Origin of the sequence: Nocardia sp. NBC_00881, from assembly GCF_045207455.1 — a bacterium.
Lineage (GTDB): Bacteria > Actinomycetota > Actinomycetes > Mycobacteriales > Mycobacteriaceae > Nocardia.
In genome coordinates this window covers 472,177-493,753 of sequence record NZ_CP108798.1, presented here as the reverse complement: position 1 = coordinate 493,753, position 21,577 = coordinate 472,177, and the positions used below count along the sequence as shown (strand labels likewise).

Below are 21,577 nucleotides of genomic sequence, written 5' to 3'. Positions count from 1 at the left end.
GGCCCCGATCGCCGATCTGGTCAGCCGAAAGTCGGCTGCGGCGGCACTCGCCTGCCGAAACGCCACACAGCCGGAGTCAGCGGTACTCCTGGGCGGTAGGCCAGATGGGCGACGGACGGAGCGTCCAGCACCTGCAGATCCGCACGGGCGCCGACCCGGATCGAGCCGACATCGTCCCTACGCAGCGCCGCTGCCCCGCCCGCGGTCGCGGCGTACACCGCCTCCGGCACCGACAGACCCATCTGCAGAACGGCGGTCGCCACGCAGAAGGCCATCGAGGTGGTGTACGAGCTGCCGGGATTGGCGTTGGTGGCCAAGGCGACTGTGGCGCCGGCGTCCAGCAGGGTGCGAGCGGGCGCAAGGGGCTGCCGGGTGGACAGGTCGCAGGCGGGCAGGAGGGTAGCGACGGTGTTCGACGCGGCCAACGCCTCGATGTCGTCGGTGGCGAGATAGGTGCAATGGTCCACACTCGCCGCGCCCAGACGCACCGCTAGTTGGACGCCGGGGCCGTAGCCGAGCTGATTGCCGTGTACACGCAGGCCGAGCCCGCGAGCAGCGGCGGCGCGGAGCACCCGTTCGGCCTGGTGCTCGTCGAAAGCGCCTGTCTCACAAAATACATCGGCCCAGCGCACATACGGCGCCACCGCGTCGAGCATCGGACCGCACACCAGGTCCACGTACGACTCCGGGTCCGTGCCTGTCGGTACCAGATGCGCACCGAGATAGGTCACCTCGTCGGCGGAAGCCGCGGCGATGCGGGCGGAGCGCAGTTCGTCCTCGACACGGAGGCCGTAGCCGGTCTTGGTTTCCAGGCAGGTGGTGCCCTGGCGCCTTGCCTCCGCGAGATGGCGAGCGAGGTTGGCGACCAGATCGTCGTCGGTGGCCTCGCGGGTCGCGGCGACGGTGGTGGCGATGCCACCGGCCCGGTAAGGGAGCCCAGCCATCCTGGCTTCGAATTCGGCGGTCCGGTCTCCGGCGAAGACCAGGTGGCTGTGGCTGTCCACCCAGCCGGGCAGCGCGGCGCGGCCGCCGACGTCGACCTTCTCGTCAGCGGCGGGGGCCGCGGCGGCCGACCCGACAAAGGCGAAACGGCCCCCCTCGAGCACGACCGCGGCGTTGCGCACCGGGCCGTCCTCGACGTTGGTCGTGAGCTCGCTGATGCCGGTGATCAGGATCGCCATAGCGCCTCGATTTCCTCGCACAGCAAATTTTCCGGGCGAGGCAACAGCAGGTGGTGGTGGTCGGATACGACGGGACGTCCGGCGACCAGCACCTCACGTACGTCGCCGGCGGTGGTGGCGAAGAGCGCGGCGGCGGGGGCGGTTCCCGCGGTGCGAATCGAGTCGAGGTCGACGGTGACAAGGTCGGCGGCGGCACCCGGTGCGATCCGGCCGCACTCGGGCCAGCCGATCGCAGCGTGATCCGTTGCCGCGCAATATAACTGCGCAAGGGTGAAGCGGCCGCGAGTGTGGCTCACCAGCCGCTCGTGAAGCTCGAGCGCCCGCCACTCCTCGAACGCGTCCACGGTGGCGTGACTGTCGCTGCCCAGGCACAGTCCCACACCCGCGTCGAACAGCGCCCGGGCGGGCCCGATGCCGTCACCCAGGTCGCGCTCAGTGGTCGGGCAGAAGCACACACGCGCACCGGTTTCTGCGAGCACACGAATGTCGGTGGCGGAGAGGTGGGTGGCGTGCACGGCGACCGCACGCGCACCGAGCACGCCCGCCGCGGCCAGCAACTCCGTCGGGGTGCGACCGTAAAAGGCCAGACAATAGCGGTTTTCGGCAGGCTGTTCGGATAGGTGCACGTGGACCGGGCGCCCGGCCGCCTGCTCCGCGACCACGCCGAGTGCGGCGCGCGGCACGGTGCGCACCGAATGCACGGCTACGCCGGTCCGCACCAAGCCCGGTTCCGGCATGAATGCGGCGGCCCGCTCGGCCCAGGCGCCCACGTCGCCGTCACCGAACCGAAGCTGATGCTCACCGAGCGGCATCCCGAATTCCCCAGTGAGATAACACGTGTCGAGCACCGTGAGCCGAATGCCGGCATCGTCGGCGGCTGCGACGAGCGCCGCGCTCATCACGTTCGGGTCCGTGTAGCGTCTGCCTCCGGGCGCGTGGTGCAGGTAATGGAATTCGCCGACGCTGGTATACCCGGCCAGCACCATCTCGGCGTACACCGCGCGGGCGAGCCGGTAGCAGGAGTCGGGATCCAGCGATGCGGCGACGATATACATCCGGTCCCGCCAGGTCCAGAAGGAGCCGCGCTCGTGCTGCGTGCGACCGCGCAGGGCACGGTGGAAGGCGTGCGAGTGCGCGTTGGCGAACCCGGGAATCGTCAACCCGTGCAAGAGTTTTCCGCGCCGACCCGCACCACTGGCCACCGAACGGATCGTCGATCCATCGACCTCGATGGCGACATCCGCGGCGAGCCCGTCCGGGAGCCAGGCGTACTGGGCCCAGTACACGTTCGTCGCGCTGCTCGCGGGTACGCGATCCGCACCGCCCGCGTCCTTGCCGGTCACGCGTTCTCCCGCATCGGAATTCGCACGCCATGCTGTACGGCGATGTCGCTGGCACTCACGTAGCCGGCGTCCACGTGACGGATTACTCCGGTGCCCGGATCGTTGGTCAGCACCCGCTCGAGCTTCTGCGCCGCCAGTGGCGTTCCGTCGGCCACACACACCTGTCCCGCATGCAGCGAGCGACCCATCCCGACGCCGCCGCCGTGGTGGATGGACACCCAGCTCGCGCCGGAAGCCGTGTTGAGCAGCGCGTTCAACAGGGGCCAGTCGGCGATCGGGTCCGAGCCGTCGGCCATCGACTCGGTCTCTCGGTAGGGCGAGGCGACACTCCCGGAGTCCAGGTGGTCCCGCCCGATCACGACCGGCGCCCGGAGTTCGCCCGAGGCCACCATCTCGTTGAAGCGCAGTCCGGCCAGGTGCCGCTCGCCGTAGCCGAGCCAGCAGATTCGCGCGGGCAGCCCTTGGAAGGCCACGCACGCACCGGCCATCTCGATCCAGCGGCGCAGAGATTCGTTCTGGGGGAACAGTTCCAGGACAGCACGATCGGTGGCCGCGATGTCGGCCGGGTCTCCGGACAACGCAACCCAGCGGAACGGTCCCTTGCCCGCGCAGAACAGCGGACGGATGTACGCGGGAACGAACCCCGGATAGTCGAACGCCCGGTCGCACCCCCCGAGCGCGGCCTCGCCACGCAGCGAGTTGCCGTAGTCGAACACCTCCGCGCCCGCGTCCAGGAAGCCGAGCATGGCGCCGACGTGGTCGGCCATGGACTCCCGTGCGCGGTCGGTGAATTCGTCGGACTTGTTCACCGCGTAGTCCGACCAGTCCTCGACCGCGACACCACGCGGCAGATAGGACAGCGGGTCGTGCGCCGAGGTCTGATCGGTGACGATGTCCGGGTCGAACCCACGGCTGAGCAGCTCCGGCAAAACGTCGGCGGCATTGCCGATCAGACCGACGGACAACGCCTTTCGCTGGCCGCGGGCGGCGCGAACCCTGGCCACCGCATCATCGATGTCGGTAGCGATCTCGTCCAGGTAGCGGTCCCGCAGGCGTCGTCCCGCGCGCACCGGGTCGCAGTCGACGACCAGCGCCACACCGCCGTTCATGGTGACCGCCAGCGGTTGCGCGCCGCCCATGCCACCGAGTCCCGCGGTCAGGGTCAGCGTTCCCGCGAGGCTCCCGCCGAACCGCTTGTCGGCGATAGCGGCGAATGTCTCGTAGGTGCCCTGCAGGATGCCCTGGGTACCGATGTAGATCCATGAGCCCGCCGTCATCTGGCCGTACATGGTCAGCCCGAGCGCCTCGAGTCTGCGGAACTCCGGCCAGTTGGCCCAGTCCCCGACGAGATTCGAGTTGGCGATCAGCACGCGCGGCGCCCACTCGTGCGTGCGGAACACGCCGACCGGCTTACCCGACTGCACCAGCAGCGTTTCGTCATCCGCCAGAGTCGTGAGACAGCGCGTGATCGCATCGAAACTGGCCCAATCCCGCGCGGCCTTCCCGGTTCCGCCGTACACGACCAGGTCCTGCGGACGTTCCGCGACATCGGGATCGAGATTGTTGTGCAACATGCGCAGCGCGGCCTCGGTCTGCCAGTTCCTGGCCGTGCGTCCAGTGCCCCGAGCCGCCCGCACCACCCTGGGTGCCGACCGCGACGAGTGCCCAATCGACGATCTGTCGCGCGACGATGTGTCGCTCGGCGGTGTCCGGGGCGGCGTGGTCATGGTGGTCCTCCGCATCAGGTGAGATCGGGCGTGACGGTTCGGGTGAAAGCTCCGGTGCGCAAGAGGGATTCGGCGGTGGCGATTTCGGGAGCGAGATGACGGTCGGGGCCGAGGCCGTCGACTCGAGTGCGCAGCAGGGCCACGGCCGCGGCGGTGACAGGAGCTGGACGCAGCGGAGCACGGCAGTCCAGGGCCCGCGCCGCGGTGAGGTATTCGATCGCGAGCACCGTGGTCAGACCATCGATCGCCGTGCGTAGCTTGCGGGCCGCCGACCACCCCATCGAAACGTGGTCCTCCTGCATCGCACTGCTCGGGATCGAGTCCACGGACGCGGGCACAGCGAGGCGTTTGAGCTCGGAAACCACGGCCGCCTGGGTGTACTGGGCGATCATGTGGCCGGAGTCGACGCCAGGATCGGCGGCGAGGAAGGCAGGCAGGCCGTGCGAGCGCGCGACATCCAGCATGCGGTCGGTGCGGCGCTCGGCCATGCTCGCCACGTCGGCGACCGGGATCGCGAGGAAATCGAGCACATAGGCCAGGGGTGCACCGTGGAAGTTGCCGTTGGACTCCAGCCGTCCGTCGCCGAGCACCACCGGATTGTCGATGGCCGAGGCGAGTTCACGATCGGCGACCGTTTCGGCGTGGGCCACCGTGTCGCGCGCGGCGCCGTGCACCTGCGGGGCGCAGCGCAGCGAATAGGCGTCCTGGACCCGGTGGCATTCGGGGCCACGATGGCTCGCGACGATCTCCGATCCGGCCAGGGCGGCGCGCATCCGCGCCGCCGAGTGCGCCTGGCCGGGATGTGGGCGCAGCGCCTGCAGGTCCGCGGCGAACACGCGATCGGTGCCGAGCAGGGCTTCGACACTCATCGCGGCAGTGATGTCCGCGACGTCCAGCAGAGTGCGCAGGTCGGCCAGGCCGAGCACCAGCATGCCGAGCATGCCGTCGGTGCCGTTGGTCAGCGCCAGGCCCTCCTTCTCAGCCAGGGTGACCGGCCCGATTCCGTTGGTCCGCAACGCATTACAAGCGTCCACTAGCACACCGGTGTCGTCGGTCACAGTGCCCTCGCCCATGAGCGTCAGCGCCACCGCGGCCAGCGGCGCGAGATCGCCGGAGCATCCGAGCGAGCCGTACTCGTGCACCACCGGCGTGAGGCCCGCGTTGAGCAAGGCGACCAACGCCTCCGCCGTCGCGGGCCGCGCACCGGTGTGGCCGGTGGCGAGCGTACGCAGGCGCAGCACCATCAGCGCGCGCACCACCTCGCGCTCCACGGCCGCGCCCGCCCCGGCCGCGTGTGAGCGGATCAGCGACCGCTGCAACGCGGTGCGCCGCTCCGGCGGGATATAGCGAATCGCCAACGCACCGAATCCGGTGGAGACCCCGTAGGTCGGGAGGGAGCCCGCCGCGAGCGCATCGACATGGTCGCGCGCGGCGGCCAGCCGCCGCAGCGCCGCCGGACTCAGACGGACCTTCGCGCCGTGCCGCGCGACCGCGACGACCCCATCCCGGGTGAGCGGCCCGTCGAAGTCCACGATCGGTGGTTGCGCAGTGTCCGGCATGGGTCCATTCCACCGCCGCGACAGTCGGTGCAGAATGAGGCTGCGGCCGATTTCGTCTGAGATCCCAGACATACCGAGGAGAGAGTGTGGGAACGAGCAGCGACGTCCCGGCGTTGCGCCGCGGGCTCGCCGTGCTGCAGCTACTAGCGAGCCGAGCCGGGCCGATTTCCGCCACGGCCATCGCCCGCGAACTCGGCCTTCCACGCTCCACCACCTACCACCTGCTCGCTGAGTTGGAAACGGCCCGGTTCGTCACCCGGCTGCCCACCGAGCGCCGCTACGGCCTCGGCATCGCCGCCGTCGAACTCGGTTCCGCCTATCTGCGCCACGATCCGTTGGAGCGCCTTGCTCACCCACTGCTGCGCAGTCTGGTGGAGCGTGTCGGCCACACCGCCCACCTAGGCGTTCTGCACGGCAACGAGTTGCTGTATCTGATGAAGGAGCAGCCCGGACGTCCGGAGACACTGGTCACCGGTGTCGGCGTCCGGCTGCCCGCGCACCTGACCGCCTCCGGCCGCGCAATCCTGGCCCATCTGCCTGCCGCCCAGGTCCGCGCTCTGTTCCCGTCCGCGGCGGCGTTCGTGCACCGGACCGACCGCGGTCCAATCACCCTCGCCGCATTGCGCACGACGCTCGCCACCGACCGCCGCCGCGGCTGGGCCTGCGAAGATGGCCACGTCACCCCCGGCTTCGCGTCCGTCGCCTATCCCGTTTTCGACCACAATCACCGCCCGATCGCCGCGATCAGCGTCACCTTCCGCCACCACTGCGCATCCAGGCCGTGCTCCGCCGACTGGACGTCGCTCGCCACCCAGGTCCGGGCCACCGCGACCATCCTCACGCACCGCATCGGCGGGTTGCCGGACGGGAATTGACGCTGACGGTGCGCGTCATGTGACCAGCGCCACCGACATATCTATTGTGCACAATATAGTTGTCCACTACGTTTATCGACATGACCGATCACCTCACCCTCGACGAGCAGCTTTGCTTCCCGCTCTACGCGGCGTCCCGGGCGATGACCGCGGTCTACCGCCCGAAGCTGGAACGGCTCGGGCTCACGTACCCGCAGTACCTGGTGATGCTGGCACTGTGGGAACGCGACGGACGCAGTGTCGGCGAGGTCTGCCACGCACTCGCCCTGGATTCCGGCACGCTCTCCCCGCTGCTCAAGCGGCTGGAGGGGGCAGGACTGGTCGAGCGGCACCGGTCGGCGGCCGACGAACGTCGCGTGGATATCCAGCTAACCGAACGTGGGCGCGCGCTGCGGGCCGAGGCGGGCGACATCCCGACCCAGATGGCCGAGGCCGTGGGCCTGTCCCAGGACGAGTTCCTCGCGCTGCGCGAAACATTGCGACGACTGACGCATTCGCTGATGTCCCAGCTGAACGAAAGAGAGTAGACATGCAGATCCTGTACACCGCCGAGGCCTTGGCGACCGGCGACGGCCGCAACGGGCACGCCCGCACCACGGACGGCAAGGTCGACGTAGACTTGTCTGCCCCTAAGGAGCTGGGCGGCGACGGCGAAGGCACCAACCCCGAGCAGCTGTTCGCGGCGGGCTACGCGGCCTGTTTCCATTCGGCGCTGCGCCTGGTCGGCAAACAGGCCGAGGCGAATATCGACGACTCCGCGGTCGGCGCCAAGGTCGGCATCGGCCCCAACGATGCGGGCGGGTTCGGGCTCACGGTCACCCTCGAGGTCTCGCTCCCCCATTTGTCCAGGCAGGACGCACAGGCACTCGCGAACAAGGCACACCAGGTGTGCCCGTACTCGAACGCGACCCGTGGCAACATCGACGTCGAAGTCCTCGTCGCCGAGGACTGATCGGGAAGGGAGCGACCATGCGTGCCGTAGTCATCGAACGATTCGGCGAACCGAAGGACGTACTCACCACCGAAGAGCGGCCGGTGCCCGAACCAGGTCCCGGCGAAGTCCGTCTCCAGCTGATCCTCGCGCCGATCCACAATCACGACCTGGCCATTGTGCGCGGCGTGTACGGCTACCGGCCGCCGCTGCCCGCGATTCCGGGCACCGAGGCCGTCGGGCGCGTCGACGCGGTGGGGCCGGACGTCACCGGTCTCGTCGTCGGACAACGCGTCACGGTGTCCGGGGCACAGAACGTGTGGGCGGAGTGCTTCGTTGTCCCGGCCGGACAGGTGGTTCCGGTGCCGGACGCAGTGTCCGACGAAACCGCGGCCCAGCTACTCGCCATGCCGCTGAGCGCGCTGATGCTGGTGGAAGACCTCGCCCTGCAGCCGGGCGAATGGCTGGTGATCAACGCCGCCAACGGCGCGGTCGGCAGGCTGGTCAACGTCTTCGGCAGGCAACGCGGTCTGCACGTGCTCAACCTGGTGCGGGGCCCCGCTTCGGTCGCGGCGCTGCGTGAGCTCGACTACGAACCGGTGCTCGACACCGAAAGCGCGGACTGGCGCGCGCGGGTCGAGACCGTCACCTCGGGCGCGCCCATCGCGCGTGCCGTCGACCAGGTAGGCGGTCGCGCCGGCGCCGACGAGCTGGTGCTACTCGCGCCGAACGGGCACCTGATCATCTTCGGCGCGCTGTCGGGCAAGCCGCTGTCGCTCGATTCCGGCAGCCTCATCTTCAAACAGGCTGTGGTCAAAGGCTTTTGGGGTGCCAAGCGGATCGAGCAGATCGGCGCCGAGCATCGAGGGCGGCTGATCGGCGAGCTGATCGACCTCGCGGCCCGCGGCGAGCTGCGGTTGAACATCGAGACCGCCTACCCGCTGGAGTCCGCGGCCGACGCCGCGGTCGCCACCGAAACGCCGGGGCGCAGCGCCAAGATCGCGCTGTCGGCTCAGCGGGCCTGATCGACGTCGAGCACGGCCATCGCGGCGTTGTGCCCCGGGATGCCGCTGACCCCGCCGCCGCGGATAGCCCCAGCACCGCAGAGAAAGACGTTGCGATGGCTGGTCGATACACCCCACCGGGCGGCGGGGTCAGCCGGATCGGCCGCCTCCGGTAGGTAGGGGAAGGCCAGATCCCGGTGGAAGATGTGGCCACCAGGCAGGCCGATCTCACGCTCCAGCTCGAGCGGGGTCTTCGCCTCCAGACACGGCTCGCCGTACCGGTCCGTCGCCAAGCAGTCGGCGATCGGTTCGGCCAGCACCGAATCCAATTGCGCAAGCGTAGCTTTCACCACCTTCGCCTTCGCCCCCTCCGGATCGGCGGCGAACAGTCTCGCCGGTGTGTGCAGACCGAACAACGTGAGGGTGTGCATGCCTCGCGCGGTCAGATCCGCGGAAAGGACCGACGGGTCGGTCAATGTGTGACAGTAGATCTCCGCGGGCGGCGCAGACGGTACGCGGCCGATCGCCGCCTCGCCGTATGCCTGGTCGAGTCGCGCGTACGACTCGCCGATGTGAAAAGTTCCCGCAAACGCCTCGCGCGGATCGGTTTCGGTGTCACGCAATCGTGGCAACCGGCGCAGCAACATGTTCATCTTGAGCTGCGCGCCTTGTGGTTTCGGCGGTAGTGGCGTGCCGAGCAACTCCGCGAGCGTGTACGGTGCGGCGTTGACGAGCACGTGACGCGCACCGACCGTTCCGTCCAGATAGCTGACTTCGGCTGTGCTGCCATCAGTTTCGAGGTCAGTCACCTCGCATTCGGTGACGATCTCGGCGCCCGCCGAGCACGCCGCCTCGGCCAGCGCGTCGGTGAGCGCGCCCATACCCCCGACGGGCACGTCCCAGTCGCCGGTGCCGCCGCCGATCACGTGGTAAAGAAAGCAGCGGTTCTGCCGCAGCGACGGATCCTGCGCATGGGTGAACGTACCGATCAACGCGTCGGTGAGCACCACACCGCGCACGATATCGTCGCGGAACGTCGACTCGATCGCCTCCCCCAGCGGACGCTCGAACAGCGCCTCCCAAGTCGCAGCGTCGTCCACGGCAGCTCGCAGCGCCGCCCTGGACGGCAGCGGCTGCGTCAATGTCGGGAATATGCGTTGCGCCAGCCGCCGCGTGGCGCCGTAGAAACGCCGCCACGCAAGGAAATCCCGATCCGACCCGGTGAGCAGCCTGAAACTCGCCCTGGTTCGCTCCGGCGACCCGGAAACGAGCAGGCCACCGTCGCCGACCGGCGTATACGACGAGATATGCCTGCGCCGTGTCGTGAACCGCAGCCCCAGCTCGTCCACGATCTGTCGCGGCAGCAGGCTCACCAGATACGAGTACCGCGACAGCCGCGCGTCGACGCCCGCGAACACCCGCTCCGACACTGCGGCGCCACCGGTATGCGGCAGACGCTCGAGCAGCAGCACCGACCGCCCGGCCCGCGCCAGGTACGCGGCGGCCACCAACCCGTTATGGCCACCGCCGACGATCACGACATCGTAGAACGACCGTGTCGGCTTCATCCGTCCTCGATAGCACGGATAGCCCCTCCGCCGACAGTGACCACGCCCGCAACGACGGGCCGGACATTCCGGACGCGTCCGCGCGATGACGGCGGGATCGCCCACTCTTCGCACCTCGCCCATGCCGCCCCGCCCGATGAGCCGATCCAGGCGGTAGGACCCGAATCGCGACCGCACCGTGAACCTTCAGCTGCGAGCGGACACTTCTGTCACGGTTGTGGTCAGACCGCGTACGGATAGGTTTCGACGTCATCCCGGTCCCAGGGCGCGGCCCGATCCAGCGGAAGCAGCGCGGTGGTCTGCTCGATATGGATCAGGGCGTCGAACTGGTCGGCCGGACGCGCAAAGAAATAGTGACTCCGACGCTCGGTCTGCGGACGATAGACCACACCGATAGCCCGCTCGAGTAGCGGGCTCCGGAGCCGGTCCGCCACCGGCGACTCGGAGTCCAAGCGCACCAGGAAAGACTCGGCGCCGACTTGGTGCAACATGTGCTCCACGCTGCCGTACAACGCCGGATTCACCCGCATCCGACGCGCCGGTCCGCCCCAGTCCTCGGCCGCGGTGACCGATCCGGTGTAGGTGGTGAAGCCGAGCAGCCGGGCAGAATCGGGGCTGTCCGCACGCACCAGTTGCCCGAGATTCAGTTCACCGGAGTCGCTCATTTCCGTCGCCCGTGCGTCGCCGAGATGTGAATTATGTGCCCACACAATAATTTTCGACTGTGCGCCGAGGTGCTCGCGCAACGCGATCAGCGTGCTGAACATGTGCCGATCGCGAAGATTCCAGGATGTTACCCGGCCCCCGAACATGGAGCGGTAGTACTCTTCGGCCGCCAGCACCGAGCAGGCGTTCTGTTCGGCGTAGAACAGTTCGTCGTGATCGGTCACGCCGTCGAGCCGTACCTCATCGGCAATCTGCCGCTGCAGTTCGGTCAATTGCGCGACCACCTGGTCGTGACACGACTGCCCGGCGCCGAACGCCGCCGCGAAGCCGTACTCGTCAGCGTGGTGTTCGAGACAGCTGTAGCGTTCCCTGGCCCGCTGGGCGGCGGCCGGGTCGATACGGTCGAGGTAGGCGATCACCTCCTCCGCCGAACGGTGCATGCTGTACAGATCCAAACCGTAGAAGCCGACTTGGTCCTCGGCGGCGCATCGGGAATTGTGCCCGCGCAGCCATTCGGCGAAGTCGCGCACGACCGTGTTGCGCCACATCCACGCCGGGAATCGCCGGAACCCACGCAACGCCTGCTCGGCGGTCCGGTCGGTGCCCTGCCCGCGGACGTACCGGTTGACGCGGTAGGCATCGGGCCAGTCCGCCTCGACCGCGACACCGCGAAATCCCTTCTCCTCGACCAGTCGTCGCGTCATGGCGGCACGCGCGGTATAGAACTCGTCGGTGCCGTGTGACGCCTCACCGATGAGCACCAGACGTGCGTCGCCGACCAGGTCGAACAAGATGTCGTCTGGTGGCGTCCCGCCCGGAGCCGGAATACGCGCGCGCCGAAGCAGGTCCCCATCGTCGGGCTCGGTGTCCGTCTTCGCGGGCGCTCGCGCGAGCAGGTCGCGGACTTCGGCGTCGGTGGTCTGTTCGAAGTCCCAGTACGAGTTGCCGACCGCGATGAACGGCGCCGGCGTCGAGGCACAGATCACCTCGTCGACGAGTTCGCGTAGTTCGACGCAGGTCGACTCCGGTGCGGCGGGCACGGCGACAACCACTCGTGCCGGATGCAGCCTGTGCAGCGCCTCGATCGCGGCGTTCATCGTCGCACCGGTGGCCAGCCCGTCGTCGACCACGAGCACCGTCCGCCCGGTGACGTCGAGCATCGCACGGTCACCGCGGTAGACACGCTCGCGACGAGCGAGTTCCTGTCCTTCGGTGAGGATGATCTGCTCCAGCGCCTCGGGCGCGACGGCTTGGGCACGAAGCACATCGTCATTGGTGACCAGGACGCCGCCGCTGGCAATGGCTCCCACGGCCAGCTCCGGTTGTTCGGGCGCACCGAGCTTGCGGACCACGAGCACGTCCAACGGCGCGCCGAGCACCGCCGCAACCTCATAGCCGACCGGTACCCCGCCGCGCGGCAACGCCAGAACGACGGTGTCGGCGGAATCCCGGTAGTGCTCGAGCAGCCTCGCGAGCACGCGGCCCGCCTCACGTCGATTCCTGAAGACACTCCGCACCATGTCGGGGCCCTACCCGCCGCCGCGCCCGACAAACGTTGCTTCTCGAGCAGATCGGGTCAGGCAGATGGGCCCGGCGGGCGGGTGTGCGGTCGGCGCTGCAGCGCCAGCTGGATCTCGAGCAACAGGCGATCTGCGTGGTCGCCGAGATCCATGCCGAGGATGTCCTCGACGCGGCGGATGCGGTAGCGAAGCGTGTTCGGATGTACTTGCAGCGCGGCCGCGGCGTTGCGCACGTCGCCGTGCTCCCGCAGATAGGTCTCCACGCTGTCGCGCAGGCTCGCCGAATGCTTGCGGTCGTAGTCGAACAGAGCGCGCAGCCGAGGATCGTGCAGTTCGGCGCGCGAACCGACGAGATCGAGCAGCTCGCCGAGCAGCACGGCGGTGCGGGATTCGGACAGCGTGGTCACCCGCCCCTTCGGGTAGGTGGCGACGGTGCTGTCCAGTACGCGATCGACCTCGGCCCGCGCGGCACCCACCGCGCCGAGATCGGCGACGGGACAGGCGATCGCGGCCCGCAACGCCAGCGACCGTGTCGCCTCGAGCTGTTCAACCAGTTGCCGCGTCCACGACGTCACCGCGTGCGCGGACCGGTAGCCCGGCAACAGCACGTAGACGCGGTCGCCGAGCGTCGTGGTCACCGAGTCGACCCGAAAGGAGCTGGCGCGCAATCGCAGAATGCTGCCGAGTGCCGCGGGCTCGGTGGCAGTGGCCTCCTCGGTGGCGGTGAGCGCGAACGCCACCACCGCGGCGGGACCGGCCTGCGATAGGTTGAGCGCGGTCGCCACCGTTTCTATCTCTACCGCGGTCCCTCCCGCGCCGAACAACCGCTGGATCAGCAGCGCCTCGGTAGACGGTGCGTCGAGACTACGGGAGATCAGACGGCCTGCGATGGCCGAGGCACCACGCAGGATCTCCGCCGCGTCCGACTTGAACGGCTGATCACCCTGCTGTAGCCAGATCGCACCGAGTACCCGCGGCGCCCGCGCGGTCGCGTCCGCGGGATGCCGGATACCGACCACCAGCCTGCGCTTGATGTTCAGTTCTTCGTGCGCGGGCACGTCGATGACCTCGTCGGTGTTGCGCAAGCGATCGAACACACCCCACTTCCGCAGCACGGTCAGGTAGTCGCGCGGGCCTTCCCGGCCCAGGATGGACAGCACGCGCAACTGGTCGGCGGTCTGGTCGGACGCCGAGTACGCCAGCACGTGGGAGTGCGGGTCCTCGATGGACACCATCCCGCCCGCGTTGTGGGCGACCATCTGCGCCAAGCCGAACAGATCCATGTCCGCGGCGGCCGACTCGCTCTCCCCGGCCACGTTCCCGTCCTTCGGCCAACTCGACAACGCACTCATCCCATCTTTGTCCGACTGGCTCATTCTCCAGGCAGTTTTCCGGTGTTGACTTCGGCTTACCGCAAAATCGCCTACCCAGCAGGAGGAACCATGGACGCCATCGTGTCCACACCCCAGCCGGTCAACGAGCCGGTCGGCACATTCGCCCCGGGCAGTGCGGAACGCGAACGGTTGCAGGCGAAGCTCACCGAGCTCGGCACGACGCCGACCGAGGTCCATCATGTCATCGGCGGCGAACACCGGCGCGGTTCCGGCGAGCAGGTCCGGGTGGTGCAGCCGCACCGGCACGCCACCGTGCTCGGTACGCTCACCACCGCCGAACCGCGCGACGTGGCGGACGCCATCACGGCCGCCACCGCCGCGGCGCCGGGCTGGCGGGCGCTTGCCTTCGAGGATCGTGCCGCTGTCTTCCTCCGCGCCGCGGACTTGCTGGCCGGACCGTGGCGGGAAACAATCGCCGCCGCAACGATGTTGGGCCAATCCAAGACCGCGTACCAGGCCGAGATCGACACCCCGTGCGAGCTGGTCGACTTCTGGCGCTTCAACGTCCACTTCGCCCGCCGAATCCTGCAGGACCAGCCGATCTCGACACCAGGCGTGTGGAACAAGGTGGAGTACCGTCCGCTCGAGGGTTTCGTCTACGCGATCACCCCGTTCAACTTCTCCGCGATCGCGGGCAATCTCCCTACCGCGCCCGCGCTGATGGGCAACACCGTCGTGTGGAAGCCCGCCGTGACCCAGTCGGTCGCGGCGTACTGGACGATGAAGCTGCTGGAGGCGGCGGGGCTGCCGCCCGGCGTGATCAACATGGTGCACGGCGCCGGTCCCACGGTGTCCGACGTGGCGCTCACCGATCGCCGCCTGGCCGGCATCCACTTCACCGGATCGACCGCGACCTTTCAGCACCTGTGGCGCACGGTCGCGGCGAATATCGCCGATTACGACAGCTATCCACGCCTGGTCGGCGAGACCGGCGGCAAGGACTTCGTCGTGGCACACAGCTCCGCCGATCCCGACGTCCTGACCACGGCACTGATCCGCGGCGCCTTCGACTACCAGGGCCAGAAGTGCTCAGCCGCCTCCCGCGCGTTCATCCCGAGGTCGGTGTGGGCCAGGATGGGCCGCGAGTTCGTCGACAAGGTCGCCGCCCTCAGCTACGGCGATGTCACCGACTTCACCCACTTCGGCGGCGCGCTCATCGACAAGCGCGCCTTCGACAAGAACGCCGACGCCGTGGCACGCGCCAAGGCGACTCCGAGCCTGACGATCGCCGTGGGCGGCCACGCCGACGACAGCGTCGGCTACTTTGTCGAGCCCACCATCCTGCTCGGTGACGACCCTGCCGACGAGGCGTTCCGCACCGAGTACTTCGGCCCGATCCTTGCCGTGCACGTCTACGACGACTCCGCCGCCGGATCGTTCGAGTCCACGCTCGACCTGATCGACAAGGGTTCGCGCTACGGCCTGACCGGGGCGGTCGTCGCCGACGACCGCACGGCCATCGCCACCGCCACCGAACGGCTGCGGTTCGCGGCGGGCAATTTCTACGTCAACGACAAGCCCACCGGCGCGGTCGTCGGACAACAGCCCTTCGGCGGGTCGCGCGCGTCCGGCACCAACGACAAGGCAGGGTCGGCGCAGAACCTGCTGCGCTGGACCTCCGCTCGCACGATCAAAGAATCGTTCGTCCCAGCGACCGACCACCGCTACCCGCACCAGGAACTCTGATGGCATTCTCCGGGCTGCTCCGTCCCGCCGTGCTGGCGGCCGCACGCTCCCCACGCATGGAGCGCACGATCAGCCGCATGCCGTCCACCAAGAAGCTGGTGGACCGTTTCGTCGCGGGCGAGACCGAGGAGCAGGCGGTGGCCACGACCGCCGCTCTCCTCGAATCCGACCGCCGCGTGACCATCGACTATCTCGGCGAGGACACCACCGACCTCGACCAAGCCCGTATCACCGTCGCGCACTATCTTCGTCTCTTGTCGGCGTTGACCGAACTCCCCGCCGCGGCGGCGGGGACCGCGCTACCGCTGGAGGTGTCACTCAAACTGTCCGCGCTGGGCCAGGCGCTCCCCCACGATGGACACGCTATAGCTCGTGAGCACGCTCATCAGATCTGCACCGCCGCGACAGTCGCGGGGGTCTGGGTCACCATCGACGCGGAGGACCACACCACCACCGACTCGACGCTCTCGATCGTGCGCGAGCTGCGCACGGATTTCCCGTGGTTGGGCGCAGTATTGCAGGCCTACTTGAAACGCACCGAGGATGACTGTCGGGAGTTCGCCGGCCCCGGCTCGCGAATCCGGTTGTGCAAGGGGGCCTATCGCGAACCCGCGGCGGTGGCCTATCAGGGTCGTTCCGCCGTCGACGACGCGTATCTGCGCTGCTTGCGCATTCTGATGGACGGTGACGGCTATCCGATGGTCGCCACGCACGACCCGGCGCTGATCGATGCGGCGCTGCGCCGCGTCCACGAAACCGGGCGCGCGCATGACGATTTCGAGTTTCAGATGTTGCACGGCATCCGGGACGCCGAACAGCGGCGCCTGGTCGGCGCGGGACACCTGTTGCGCGTCTACGTCCCCTACGGCGACCAGTGGTACGGCTACTTCATGCGCAGGCTGGCCGAGCGTCCGGCGAATGTCGCGTTCTTCCTGCGCTCGTTCGGCCGCGACCGCTGAGCCGGGCACATCCGAGCCGCGCCGTCCGGTGGGCCGAGGCCCGGTTGAAAATTATTTGTCCAACTGACCGATCACAGCGTCGTGTGATCGTATTCAGCTAGTCACAGCTCGAAATGTGGTCTGCGTTACGGCACCGCCGGGTACCGCAGAGGACGAAAGGATACACATGTCCATCGCGGAGTTGCGCAGCCAAATGTTGCGTCGCAAACCCCTCGGCGAGGTCGAGGACGAATCCGCCCCTGCCGACGAACAGCTGTCCCGATCGCTCGGCCTGTGGCAGCTCACCGCGATCGGCGTCGGCGGGATCATCGGCGCGGGCATCTTCACGCTGGCCGGTTCGGTCGCGCACTCCGTGACCGGACCCTCGGTGCTCATCTCGTTCCTCATCGCCGGCGTCGCCAGCGCTGCGGCCGCACTGTGTTACGCCGAGTTCGCCGGGATGGTCCCCAAGGCCGGGTCCGCTTACACCTACGGCTACGTGTCGCTCGGAGAGCTCGCGGGCTGGTTCATCGGCTGGGATCTGCTGCTGGAGTACATCGCGGTCGCCGCGGTGGTCGCCATCGGTGTGTCCGGATACTTCCGGTTCCTGCTCGGGCAGGTCGACATCGCCCTGCCGGACTGGATGATGGGGGCCTCCGGCACAGGCGAGGGCCACGTGGTCGACGTATTCGCCATGCTGTTCTGTCTCAGCACAGCCTGGCTGCTGTCGCGTGGCATCAGGAGCGTCGGCCGGTTCGAGACCGTCGCGGTCGGCATCAAGGTCGCGTTGGTCGTGCTCATTATCGTGTTGGGCGTCTTTCACATCGACAGCTCCAACTACACGCCGTACTTCCCGTTCGGCGCGGGCGCGGTGTGGACCGGTGCGGCCACCGTCTTCTTCGCTGTTTTCGGCTATGACGCGATGAGCACCGCCGCCGAGGAATCCACCGACGGCAAGAAGCACCTGCCCAAGGCGATCATCTACTCGCTGGCCATCGCCATGGTGCTCTACGTGCTGGCCACCCTGGTACTGACCGGCATGCAGAAGTACACCGAGATCAGCCCGACCAGCGGTTTCTCCACCGCGTTCGAGTCGGTCGGTCAGCCCGGCGTCGCGAACATCATCGCGGTCGGCGCGATCGTCGGCATCGTCACCGTGGTGCTCACCTTCATGCTCGGCGTCACCCGCGTCTGGTTCGCCATGAGCCGCGACGGGCTGCTGCCGGAATGGTTCGCCAAGACCCATCCGGTCCGGAAGGTGCCCACCCGCGTGACCTGGATCGTCGGCATCGGAGCGGCGCTGATGGCCGGGTTGCTGGACATCACGGTCGTCGCGGAGTTGACCAACATCGGCATTTTGATGGCCTTCATCGTCGTGTCCGTCGCGGTGATCGTCCTGCGGCGCACCCGACCCGACGAGCCGCGAGAGTTCCGGCTGCCGTTCATGCCGGTCGTCCCGCTGGTAGGCATCGGCTTCTCGGTGTATCTGATCTGGTCGTTGCCGTGGCAGACCTGGGCGCGCTTTGTGGTCTGGCTGGTCGTCGGCTTGATCGTCTACTTCACCTACTCGCGCACTCACTCCAAGCTCGCAGGTACCGACTCCGCCGCGACGGCAGGTCTGCCGAACCCCGAGCTGCCCTGACGACGGCTCCGCGACCAGTTCGGGTCTCGGTTTACTCGAGGATTGAACCAACTCGGCGTTCACGGAGTAGTCATTGCAAAATGATCGCTCGACTACATAGGGTCGAAGTGTGGGCATCGGCAGACGACGCCTCTGCCACGGCGGCTCGTAATCGGGCCGAGAGGAGTGGTAGCAAATGGATCTCCGGGACGTCGTCGCATCGGGCGTACTCGAACAGCGTGAGCTGTTGGAGCAGGGGGTCCTCTCGGCACAGCTGCTCGTCGAGGCGACGCTGAACGAGATCGATGCCGCCGCGGATCTCGGCGCCTTCACCCGCGTGCTCCGCGACGAAGCCAGAGCCGAGGCGATCGAGCGTGACCGGGAACGCGCGGCAGGCGGCGCCGTGGGCCCGCTGCACGGAATCCCGATCGCGATCAAGGACGAGTTCGACGTGGCCGGCGTGGTCACCACGTTCGGCACCAGGGCGAACTCGAACCCCGCCGCGGCGGATGCGGAGGTGGTGCGCAGGCTGCGCGCGGCGGGGGCGGTGATCGTCGGCAAGACCGCGATGCCGGAGTTCGGGCAATGGCCGTTCACCGAGTCCAGCACCTTCGGTGTGACCCGCAATCCGTGGGATACGACGCGCTCCACCGGCGGGTCCAGCGGCGGGTCCGCCGCAGCGGTGGCGGCCGGCCTCGTTCCCGTGGCGCTCGGCGGCGACGGTGGCGGCTCGATCCGCATCCCGGCCGCGTGCTGCGGGTTGTTCGGCCTGAAACCGCAACGTGGGCGGGTGCCGAATGCACCGAACGAGCACCTGTGGTGGGCACTGGGTGTCGCAGGACCGCTGACTCGCGGCGTGCTCGATGCCGCGATCGTCTACGACGTCCTCCGCGGCAATGCGCCGAGCGATCGGTTCCAGGCCTCCGAACCGGTGATGTCGTTCGAGGCGGCGGCCCGCAAGGCGGCGCAACCGCTGCGGATCGGCTACAGCATGAAACCTCCCACGCCGCCGCTGGTGAAAACGGATCCGCTCAATGTCCGCGCGGTTCGCGATACCGCGAAGCTCCTTGCGGGACTGGGGCATATGGTGGTCGAGATCGACCCTGATTACCCGAATTCGACGAGCGCCTTCTTCCCCCAGTTCTTCGGCGGCGTCCGCGCCGAGGCAGCCGAAGTGGATCATCCGGGGCGGCTCGAACGCCGGACCAAGCAAACGGTCGCGCTCGGCGCATGGGCGCGGCGACCCGTCGTCGAATGGGCGATCCGGCAAGGAGAATCCTTGGGGCGCAAGGTTGATCGGATCTTCACCGAGTGCGATCTGCTGCTCACCCCGACCATCGCGATCCGCCCACCCCGGCTCGGCGTCCTCGACGGAGCGAACACGATAGGCGCCCAGCTCGCCTCCCTCCCGATGGTCGCCTACACCGCCCTGTGGAACGTCACCGGCAATCCTGCGGCCGCACTGCCCGCTGGCGTCGGCGACGACGGGCTTCCCCTGTCGGTCCAACTGGTCGGACCCGCGAATGGCGAGACGACCATTCTCACGGTGGCGGCGCAGGTGGAGCAGGCGCGTCCGCATCCGCGTTCAGGCAGCGCGACACGCTTCCCGAGGCACGAGCAACCCGATCGCCGTTCGTAGTCGAAGAACCTTCATCGAGACCCGGTGCGCGGCGAACCCGATTCGGTACCGTCGGGTCATGCGCAAGACCGACTCAGCACGCAGCCCGGTCGCGCCCGGCCACCCGCCGTCGGGCGCCCCGATCGACGACATCGACCGGATTCTGCTCGACCAGCTGGCGCGGGACGGGCGCATGACGAACAACGCGCTCGCCGCGGCCGCCGGCATCGCACCCTCCACCTGCCTCGGGCGGGTGCGAGCGCTGGTGGAGCGCGGCGTCATTCGCGGATTCCACGCCGACATCGACCCGGCGGCGCTCGGCCGCAACCTGCAAGCCATGGTCGCGGTGCGGCTGCACGCGAGCGCGCGCAGGCAGCTCGCCGAGTTCGGGCAACGCATGTCGGCGCTCGATGAGGTGCTCAACGTGTATTTCATCGCGGGCGCCGACGACTACCTCATTCATGTCGCCACCGCCAACACCGACGAGCTGCGGGTGTTCGTCCTGAATCACCTCAGCGCCCATCCGGCGGTCGCCTCGACCGAAACGATCCTCATCTTCGAGCACATGCGCCCGCGTGCGGGATCTTCGTGACGGGCGCACCGCCGGCGAACCGTTACGCGGCCAGGCTTTCCGTCACGTAACCGTGCGCCTGCGCCACCGACTCCGACAACAGCGCTCCGCGATGAGTGCTCAGCCCTGCGGCGAGGCCCGGGTCGGCCGCCACCGCATCACGCCACCCACGTTCGGCGAGCGAGAGCACGTACGGCAGCGTGGCATTGGTGAGCGCGACGGTCGAGGTGTTGGGCACCGCGCCGGGCATATTGGCGACACAGTAGAACACCGACTCGTGCACCGAGTAGGTCGGTTCCGCGTGCGTGGTCGGCCGTGAGTCCGCGAAACACCCACCCTGGTCGATCGCGATATCGACCAGCACGGAGCCCGGCTTCATTTGCAGGACGAGGTCGTGGGACACCAGGGTGGGCGCTTTGGCTCCCGGCACCAGCACCGCGCCGATCACCAGGTCCGCCTCGCGAACCGCGGTATCGACCTCGAGCTTGTTCGACATGATGGTCCGCACCTGACCGCGGTACTGCGCGTCGATCTCGCGCAGGCGCGTGATGTTCAGATCCAGCACGGTGACATCGGCGCGCATGCCGTGCGCTACGGCGATCGCGTTCCCGCCCGCGACGCCCGCGCCGAGCACGGCGACCTTCGCGGGCCTGGTGCCGGGCACGCCGCCCATCAGCACGCCGCGCCCGCCACCGCTGCGCATCAGGTGGTAGGCGCCGGCCTGTGCGGCCAACCGGCCCGCGACCTCGCTCATCGGCGCGAGCAGCGGCAGGGAGCCATCGCGTCCGGTCACGGTTTCGTAGGCGATCGCGGTGCTGCCGGAGGTCAGCAGAGCGTCGGTGCACTCCTTGGACGCGGCCAGGTGCAGGTAGGTGAACAGCACCTGGTTCTCGCGCAGCCGCCCATACTCCTCGGCCACCGGCTCCTTCACCTTGAGGACCAGATCAGCGGTTTCCCAGACTTCGTCGGCGGTGTCCAGCACCCGCGCGCCCGCGACGGTGTACGACTCGTCCTCGAAGGCCGAGCCACGCCCGGCGCCCGCCTCCAGGTACACCTCGTGCCCGCGCGACACCAGCTCGTGCACGCCGGCCGGCGTGCACGCCACGCGATACTCGTGATTCTTGACCTCGGCGGGAATTCCGATTTTCACCTGCACTCCTGATCGTCGATGGACGCTGCCGATGATCCGCACGAATGGAATCACCGCTCGTCAAAAGTATGAATATTCTGCATCATTTCGGCTAGTCCAATGAAAATAATTCGATACACAAGCTTCAAAGTATTCAAATACTCGGCCTATACCCACTTTTATCCCCGCTGTCCGCAACATCTTCGGCAGCCGTCGCGCAAACGAGCTGACGAGGGCCGATCCGGG

17 protein-coding genes are annotated in these 21,577 nt (G+C 68.3%); 9 read left to right on the top strand and 8 right to left on the bottom strand.

Annotated features, from left to right (window positions below):
• Window positions 1-20 precede the first annotated feature (20 nt).
• The 4 genes from hutI to hutH are packed head-to-tail and all read right to left on the bottom strand — an operon-like array spanning window position 21 to window position 5,810.
• Window positions 21-1,181, bottom strand: a complete 1,161-nt coding sequence (hutI, locus tag OH799_RS01720) for an imidazolonepropionase (RefSeq protein ID WP_406274715.1) — start codon at window positions 1,179-1,181, stop codon at window positions 21-23.
• Window positions 1,169-2,524: a formimidoylglutamate deiminase gene (locus OH799_RS01715; RefSeq protein ID WP_406274712.1), complete on the bottom strand. Its 1,356-nt coding sequence runs from the start codon at window positions 2,522-2,524 to the stop codon at window positions 1,169-1,171. Before OH799_RS01715 ends, hutI begins: the two co-directional genes overlap by 13 nt.
• Entirely contained in the window at window positions 2,521-4,251 is a 1,731-nt protein-coding gene (hutU, locus tag OH799_RS01710) for a urocanate hydratase (protein ID WP_406274709.1), read from the bottom strand. Before hutU ends, OH799_RS01715 begins: the two co-directional genes overlap by 4 nt.
• A gap of 14 nt (window positions 4,252-4,265) precedes the next feature.
• Window positions 4,266-5,810, bottom strand: a complete 1,545-nt coding sequence (hutH, locus tag OH799_RS01705) for a histidine ammonia-lyase (protein ID WP_406274706.1) — start codon at window positions 5,808-5,810, stop codon at window positions 4,266-4,268.
• An 86-nt stretch (window positions 5,811-5,896) separates the two neighbouring features.
• Here hutH and OH799_RS01700 point away from each other — a divergent pair, with 86 nt between their 5' ends.
• The 4 genes from OH799_RS01700 (at window position 5,897) to OH799_RS01685 (ending at window position 8,641) form a co-directional block, all read left to right on the top strand.
• A complete protein-coding gene (locus OH799_RS01700; RefSeq protein ID WP_406274703.1) occupies window positions 5,897-6,685 on the top strand; it encodes an IclR family transcriptional regulator in 789 nt (262 codons plus the stop codon).
• 80 nt (window positions 6,686-6,765) lie between these two features.
• Window positions 6,766-7,212: a MarR family winged helix-turn-helix transcriptional regulator gene (locus OH799_RS01695; protein ID WP_406274700.1), complete on the top strand. Its 447-nt coding sequence runs from the start codon at window positions 6,766-6,768 to the stop codon at window positions 7,210-7,212.
• A gap of 2 nt (window positions 7,213-7,214) precedes the next feature.
• On the top strand, window positions 7,215-7,637 hold the full coding sequence (locus OH799_RS01690; RefSeq protein ID WP_406274697.1) for an organic hydroperoxide resistance protein: 423 nt from the start codon (window positions 7,215-7,217) through the stop codon (window positions 7,635-7,637).
• A 17-nt stretch (window positions 7,638-7,654) separates the two neighbouring features.
• A complete protein-coding gene (locus tag OH799_RS01685) occupies window positions 7,655-8,641 on the top strand; it encodes a zinc-binding dehydrogenase (RefSeq protein WP_406274694.1) in 987 nt (328 codons plus the stop codon).
• On the opposite strand, the gene OH799_RS01680 is transcribed toward OH799_RS01685, so the two are convergent.
• The 3 genes from OH799_RS01680 to OH799_RS01670 all read right to left on the bottom strand — a co-directional run bounded on the left by OH799_RS01680 (window position 8,629) and on the right by OH799_RS01670 (window position 13,726).
• Window positions 8,629-10,188 carry a phytoene desaturase family protein gene (locus OH799_RS01680; protein WP_406274691.1) on the bottom strand — a complete coding sequence of 520 codons (1,560 nt, stop codon included), beginning with the start codon at window positions 10,186-10,188 and terminating at the stop codon, window positions 8,629-8,631. The two genes, OH799_RS01685 and OH799_RS01680, sit on opposite strands and share 13 nt — an antisense overlap.
• Window positions 10,189-10,409: 221 nt before the next feature.
• Complete coding sequence (locus tag OH799_RS01675) at window positions 10,410-12,374, bottom strand: erythromycin esterase family protein (RefSeq protein ID WP_406274687.1); 1,965 nt, start codon at window positions 12,372-12,374, stop codon at window positions 10,410-10,412.
• A gap of 56 nt (window positions 12,375-12,430) precedes the next feature.
• Window positions 12,431-13,726, bottom strand: a complete 1,296-nt coding sequence (locus OH799_RS01670; protein WP_406274684.1) for a PucR family transcriptional regulator — start codon at window positions 13,724-13,726, stop codon at window positions 12,431-12,433.
• 90 nt (window positions 13,727-13,816) lie between these two features.
• Between OH799_RS01670 and pruA the strand changes: the two genes are divergently transcribed.
• The 5 genes from pruA to OH799_RS01645 all read left to right on the top strand — a co-directional run bounded on the left by pruA (window position 13,817) and on the right by OH799_RS01645 (window position 20,223).
• Window positions 13,817-15,454: an L-glutamate gamma-semialdehyde dehydrogenase gene (gene pruA, locus OH799_RS01665; protein WP_406274681.1), complete on the top strand. Its 1,638-nt coding sequence runs from the start codon at window positions 13,817-13,819 to the stop codon at window positions 15,452-15,454.
• Window positions 15,454-16,413 carry a proline dehydrogenase family protein gene (locus OH799_RS01660; protein ID WP_357270079.1) on the top strand — a complete coding sequence of 320 codons (960 nt, stop codon included), beginning with the start codon at window positions 15,454-15,456 and terminating at the stop codon, window positions 16,411-16,413. The genes pruA and OH799_RS01660 overlap by 1 nt, the downstream gene beginning before the upstream one ends.
• Window positions 16,414-16,579: 166 nt before the next feature.
• Entirely contained in the window at window positions 16,580-18,034 is a 1,455-nt protein-coding gene (locus OH799_RS01655; protein ID WP_406274678.1) for an amino acid permease, read from the top strand.
• A gap of 175 nt (window positions 18,035-18,209) precedes the next feature.
• Window positions 18,210-19,652: an amidase gene (locus tag OH799_RS01650; protein ID WP_406274675.1), complete on the top strand. Its 1,443-nt coding sequence runs from the start codon at window positions 18,210-18,212 to the stop codon at window positions 19,650-19,652.
• A gap of 58 nt (window positions 19,653-19,710) precedes the next feature.
• Entirely contained in the window at window positions 19,711-20,223 is a 513-nt protein-coding gene (locus tag OH799_RS01645) for an Lrp/AsnC family transcriptional regulator (RefSeq protein ID WP_406274672.1), read from the top strand.
• Between the two features lie 22 nt (window positions 20,224-20,245).
• On the opposite strand, the gene ald is transcribed toward OH799_RS01645, so the two are convergent.
• Window positions 20,246-21,352 (bottom strand): alanine dehydrogenase, encoded by a 1,107-nt coding sequence (gene ald / locus OH799_RS01640; RefSeq protein WP_406274669.1) that lies wholly within the window; start codon window positions 21,350-21,352, stop codon window positions 20,246-20,248.
• Window positions 21,353-21,577: the final 225 nt, after the last annotated feature.

What these genes read in the sequence shown, in the direction of transcription:
- OH799_RS01645 (WP_406274672.1), top strand. Translation starts at nt 19,711, where the DNA reads ATGCGCAAGACCGACTCAGCACGCAGCCCGGTCGCGCCCGGCCACCCG.
- OH799_RS01695 (WP_406274700.1), top strand. Translation starts at nt 6,766, where the DNA reads ATGACCGATCACCTCACCCTCGACGAGCAGCTTTGCTTCCCGCTCTAC.
- hutI (WP_406274715.1), bottom strand. Translation starts at nt 1,181, where the DNA reads ATGGCGATCCTGATCACCGGCATCAGCGAGCTCACGACCAACGTCGAG.
- hutH (WP_406274706.1), bottom strand. Translation starts at nt 5,810, where the DNA reads ATGCCGGACACTGCGCAACCACCGATCGTGGACTTCGACGGGCCGCTC.
- OH799_RS01670 (WP_406274684.1), bottom strand. Translation starts at nt 13,726, where the DNA reads ATGAGTGCGTTGTCGAGTTGGCCGAAGGACGGGAACGTGGCCGGGGAG.
- OH799_RS01680 (WP_406274691.1), bottom strand. Translation starts at nt 10,188, where the DNA reads ATGAAGCCGACACGGTCGTTCTACGATGTCGTGATCGTCGGCGGTGGC.
- hutU (WP_406274709.1), bottom strand. Translation starts at nt 4,251, where the DNA reads ATGACCACGCCGCCCCGGACACCGCCGAGCGACACATCGTCGCGCGAC.
- OH799_RS01675 (WP_406274687.1), bottom strand. Translation starts at nt 12,374, where the DNA reads ATGGTGCGGAGTGTCTTCAGGAATCGACGTGAGGCGGGCCGCGTGCTC.
- OH799_RS01685 (WP_406274694.1), top strand. Translation starts at nt 7,655, where the DNA reads ATGCGTGCCGTAGTCATCGAACGATTCGGCGAACCGAAGGACGTACTC.
- OH799_RS01655 (WP_406274678.1), top strand. Translation starts at nt 16,580, where the DNA reads ATGTCCATCGCGGAGTTGCGCAGCCAAATGTTGCGTCGCAAACCCCTC.
- OH799_RS01650 (WP_406274675.1), top strand. Translation starts at nt 18,210, where the DNA reads ATGGATCTCCGGGACGTCGTCGCATCGGGCGTACTCGAACAGCGTGAG.
- pruA (WP_406274681.1), top strand. Translation starts at nt 13,817, where the DNA reads ATGGACGCCATCGTGTCCACACCCCAGCCGGTCAACGAGCCGGTCGGC.
- OH799_RS01690 (WP_406274697.1), top strand. Translation starts at nt 7,215, where the DNA reads ATGCAGATCCTGTACACCGCCGAGGCCTTGGCGACCGGCGACGGCCGC.
- OH799_RS01660 (WP_357270079.1), top strand. Translation starts at nt 15,454, where the DNA reads ATGGCATTCTCCGGGCTGCTCCGTCCCGCCGTGCTGGCGGCCGCACGC.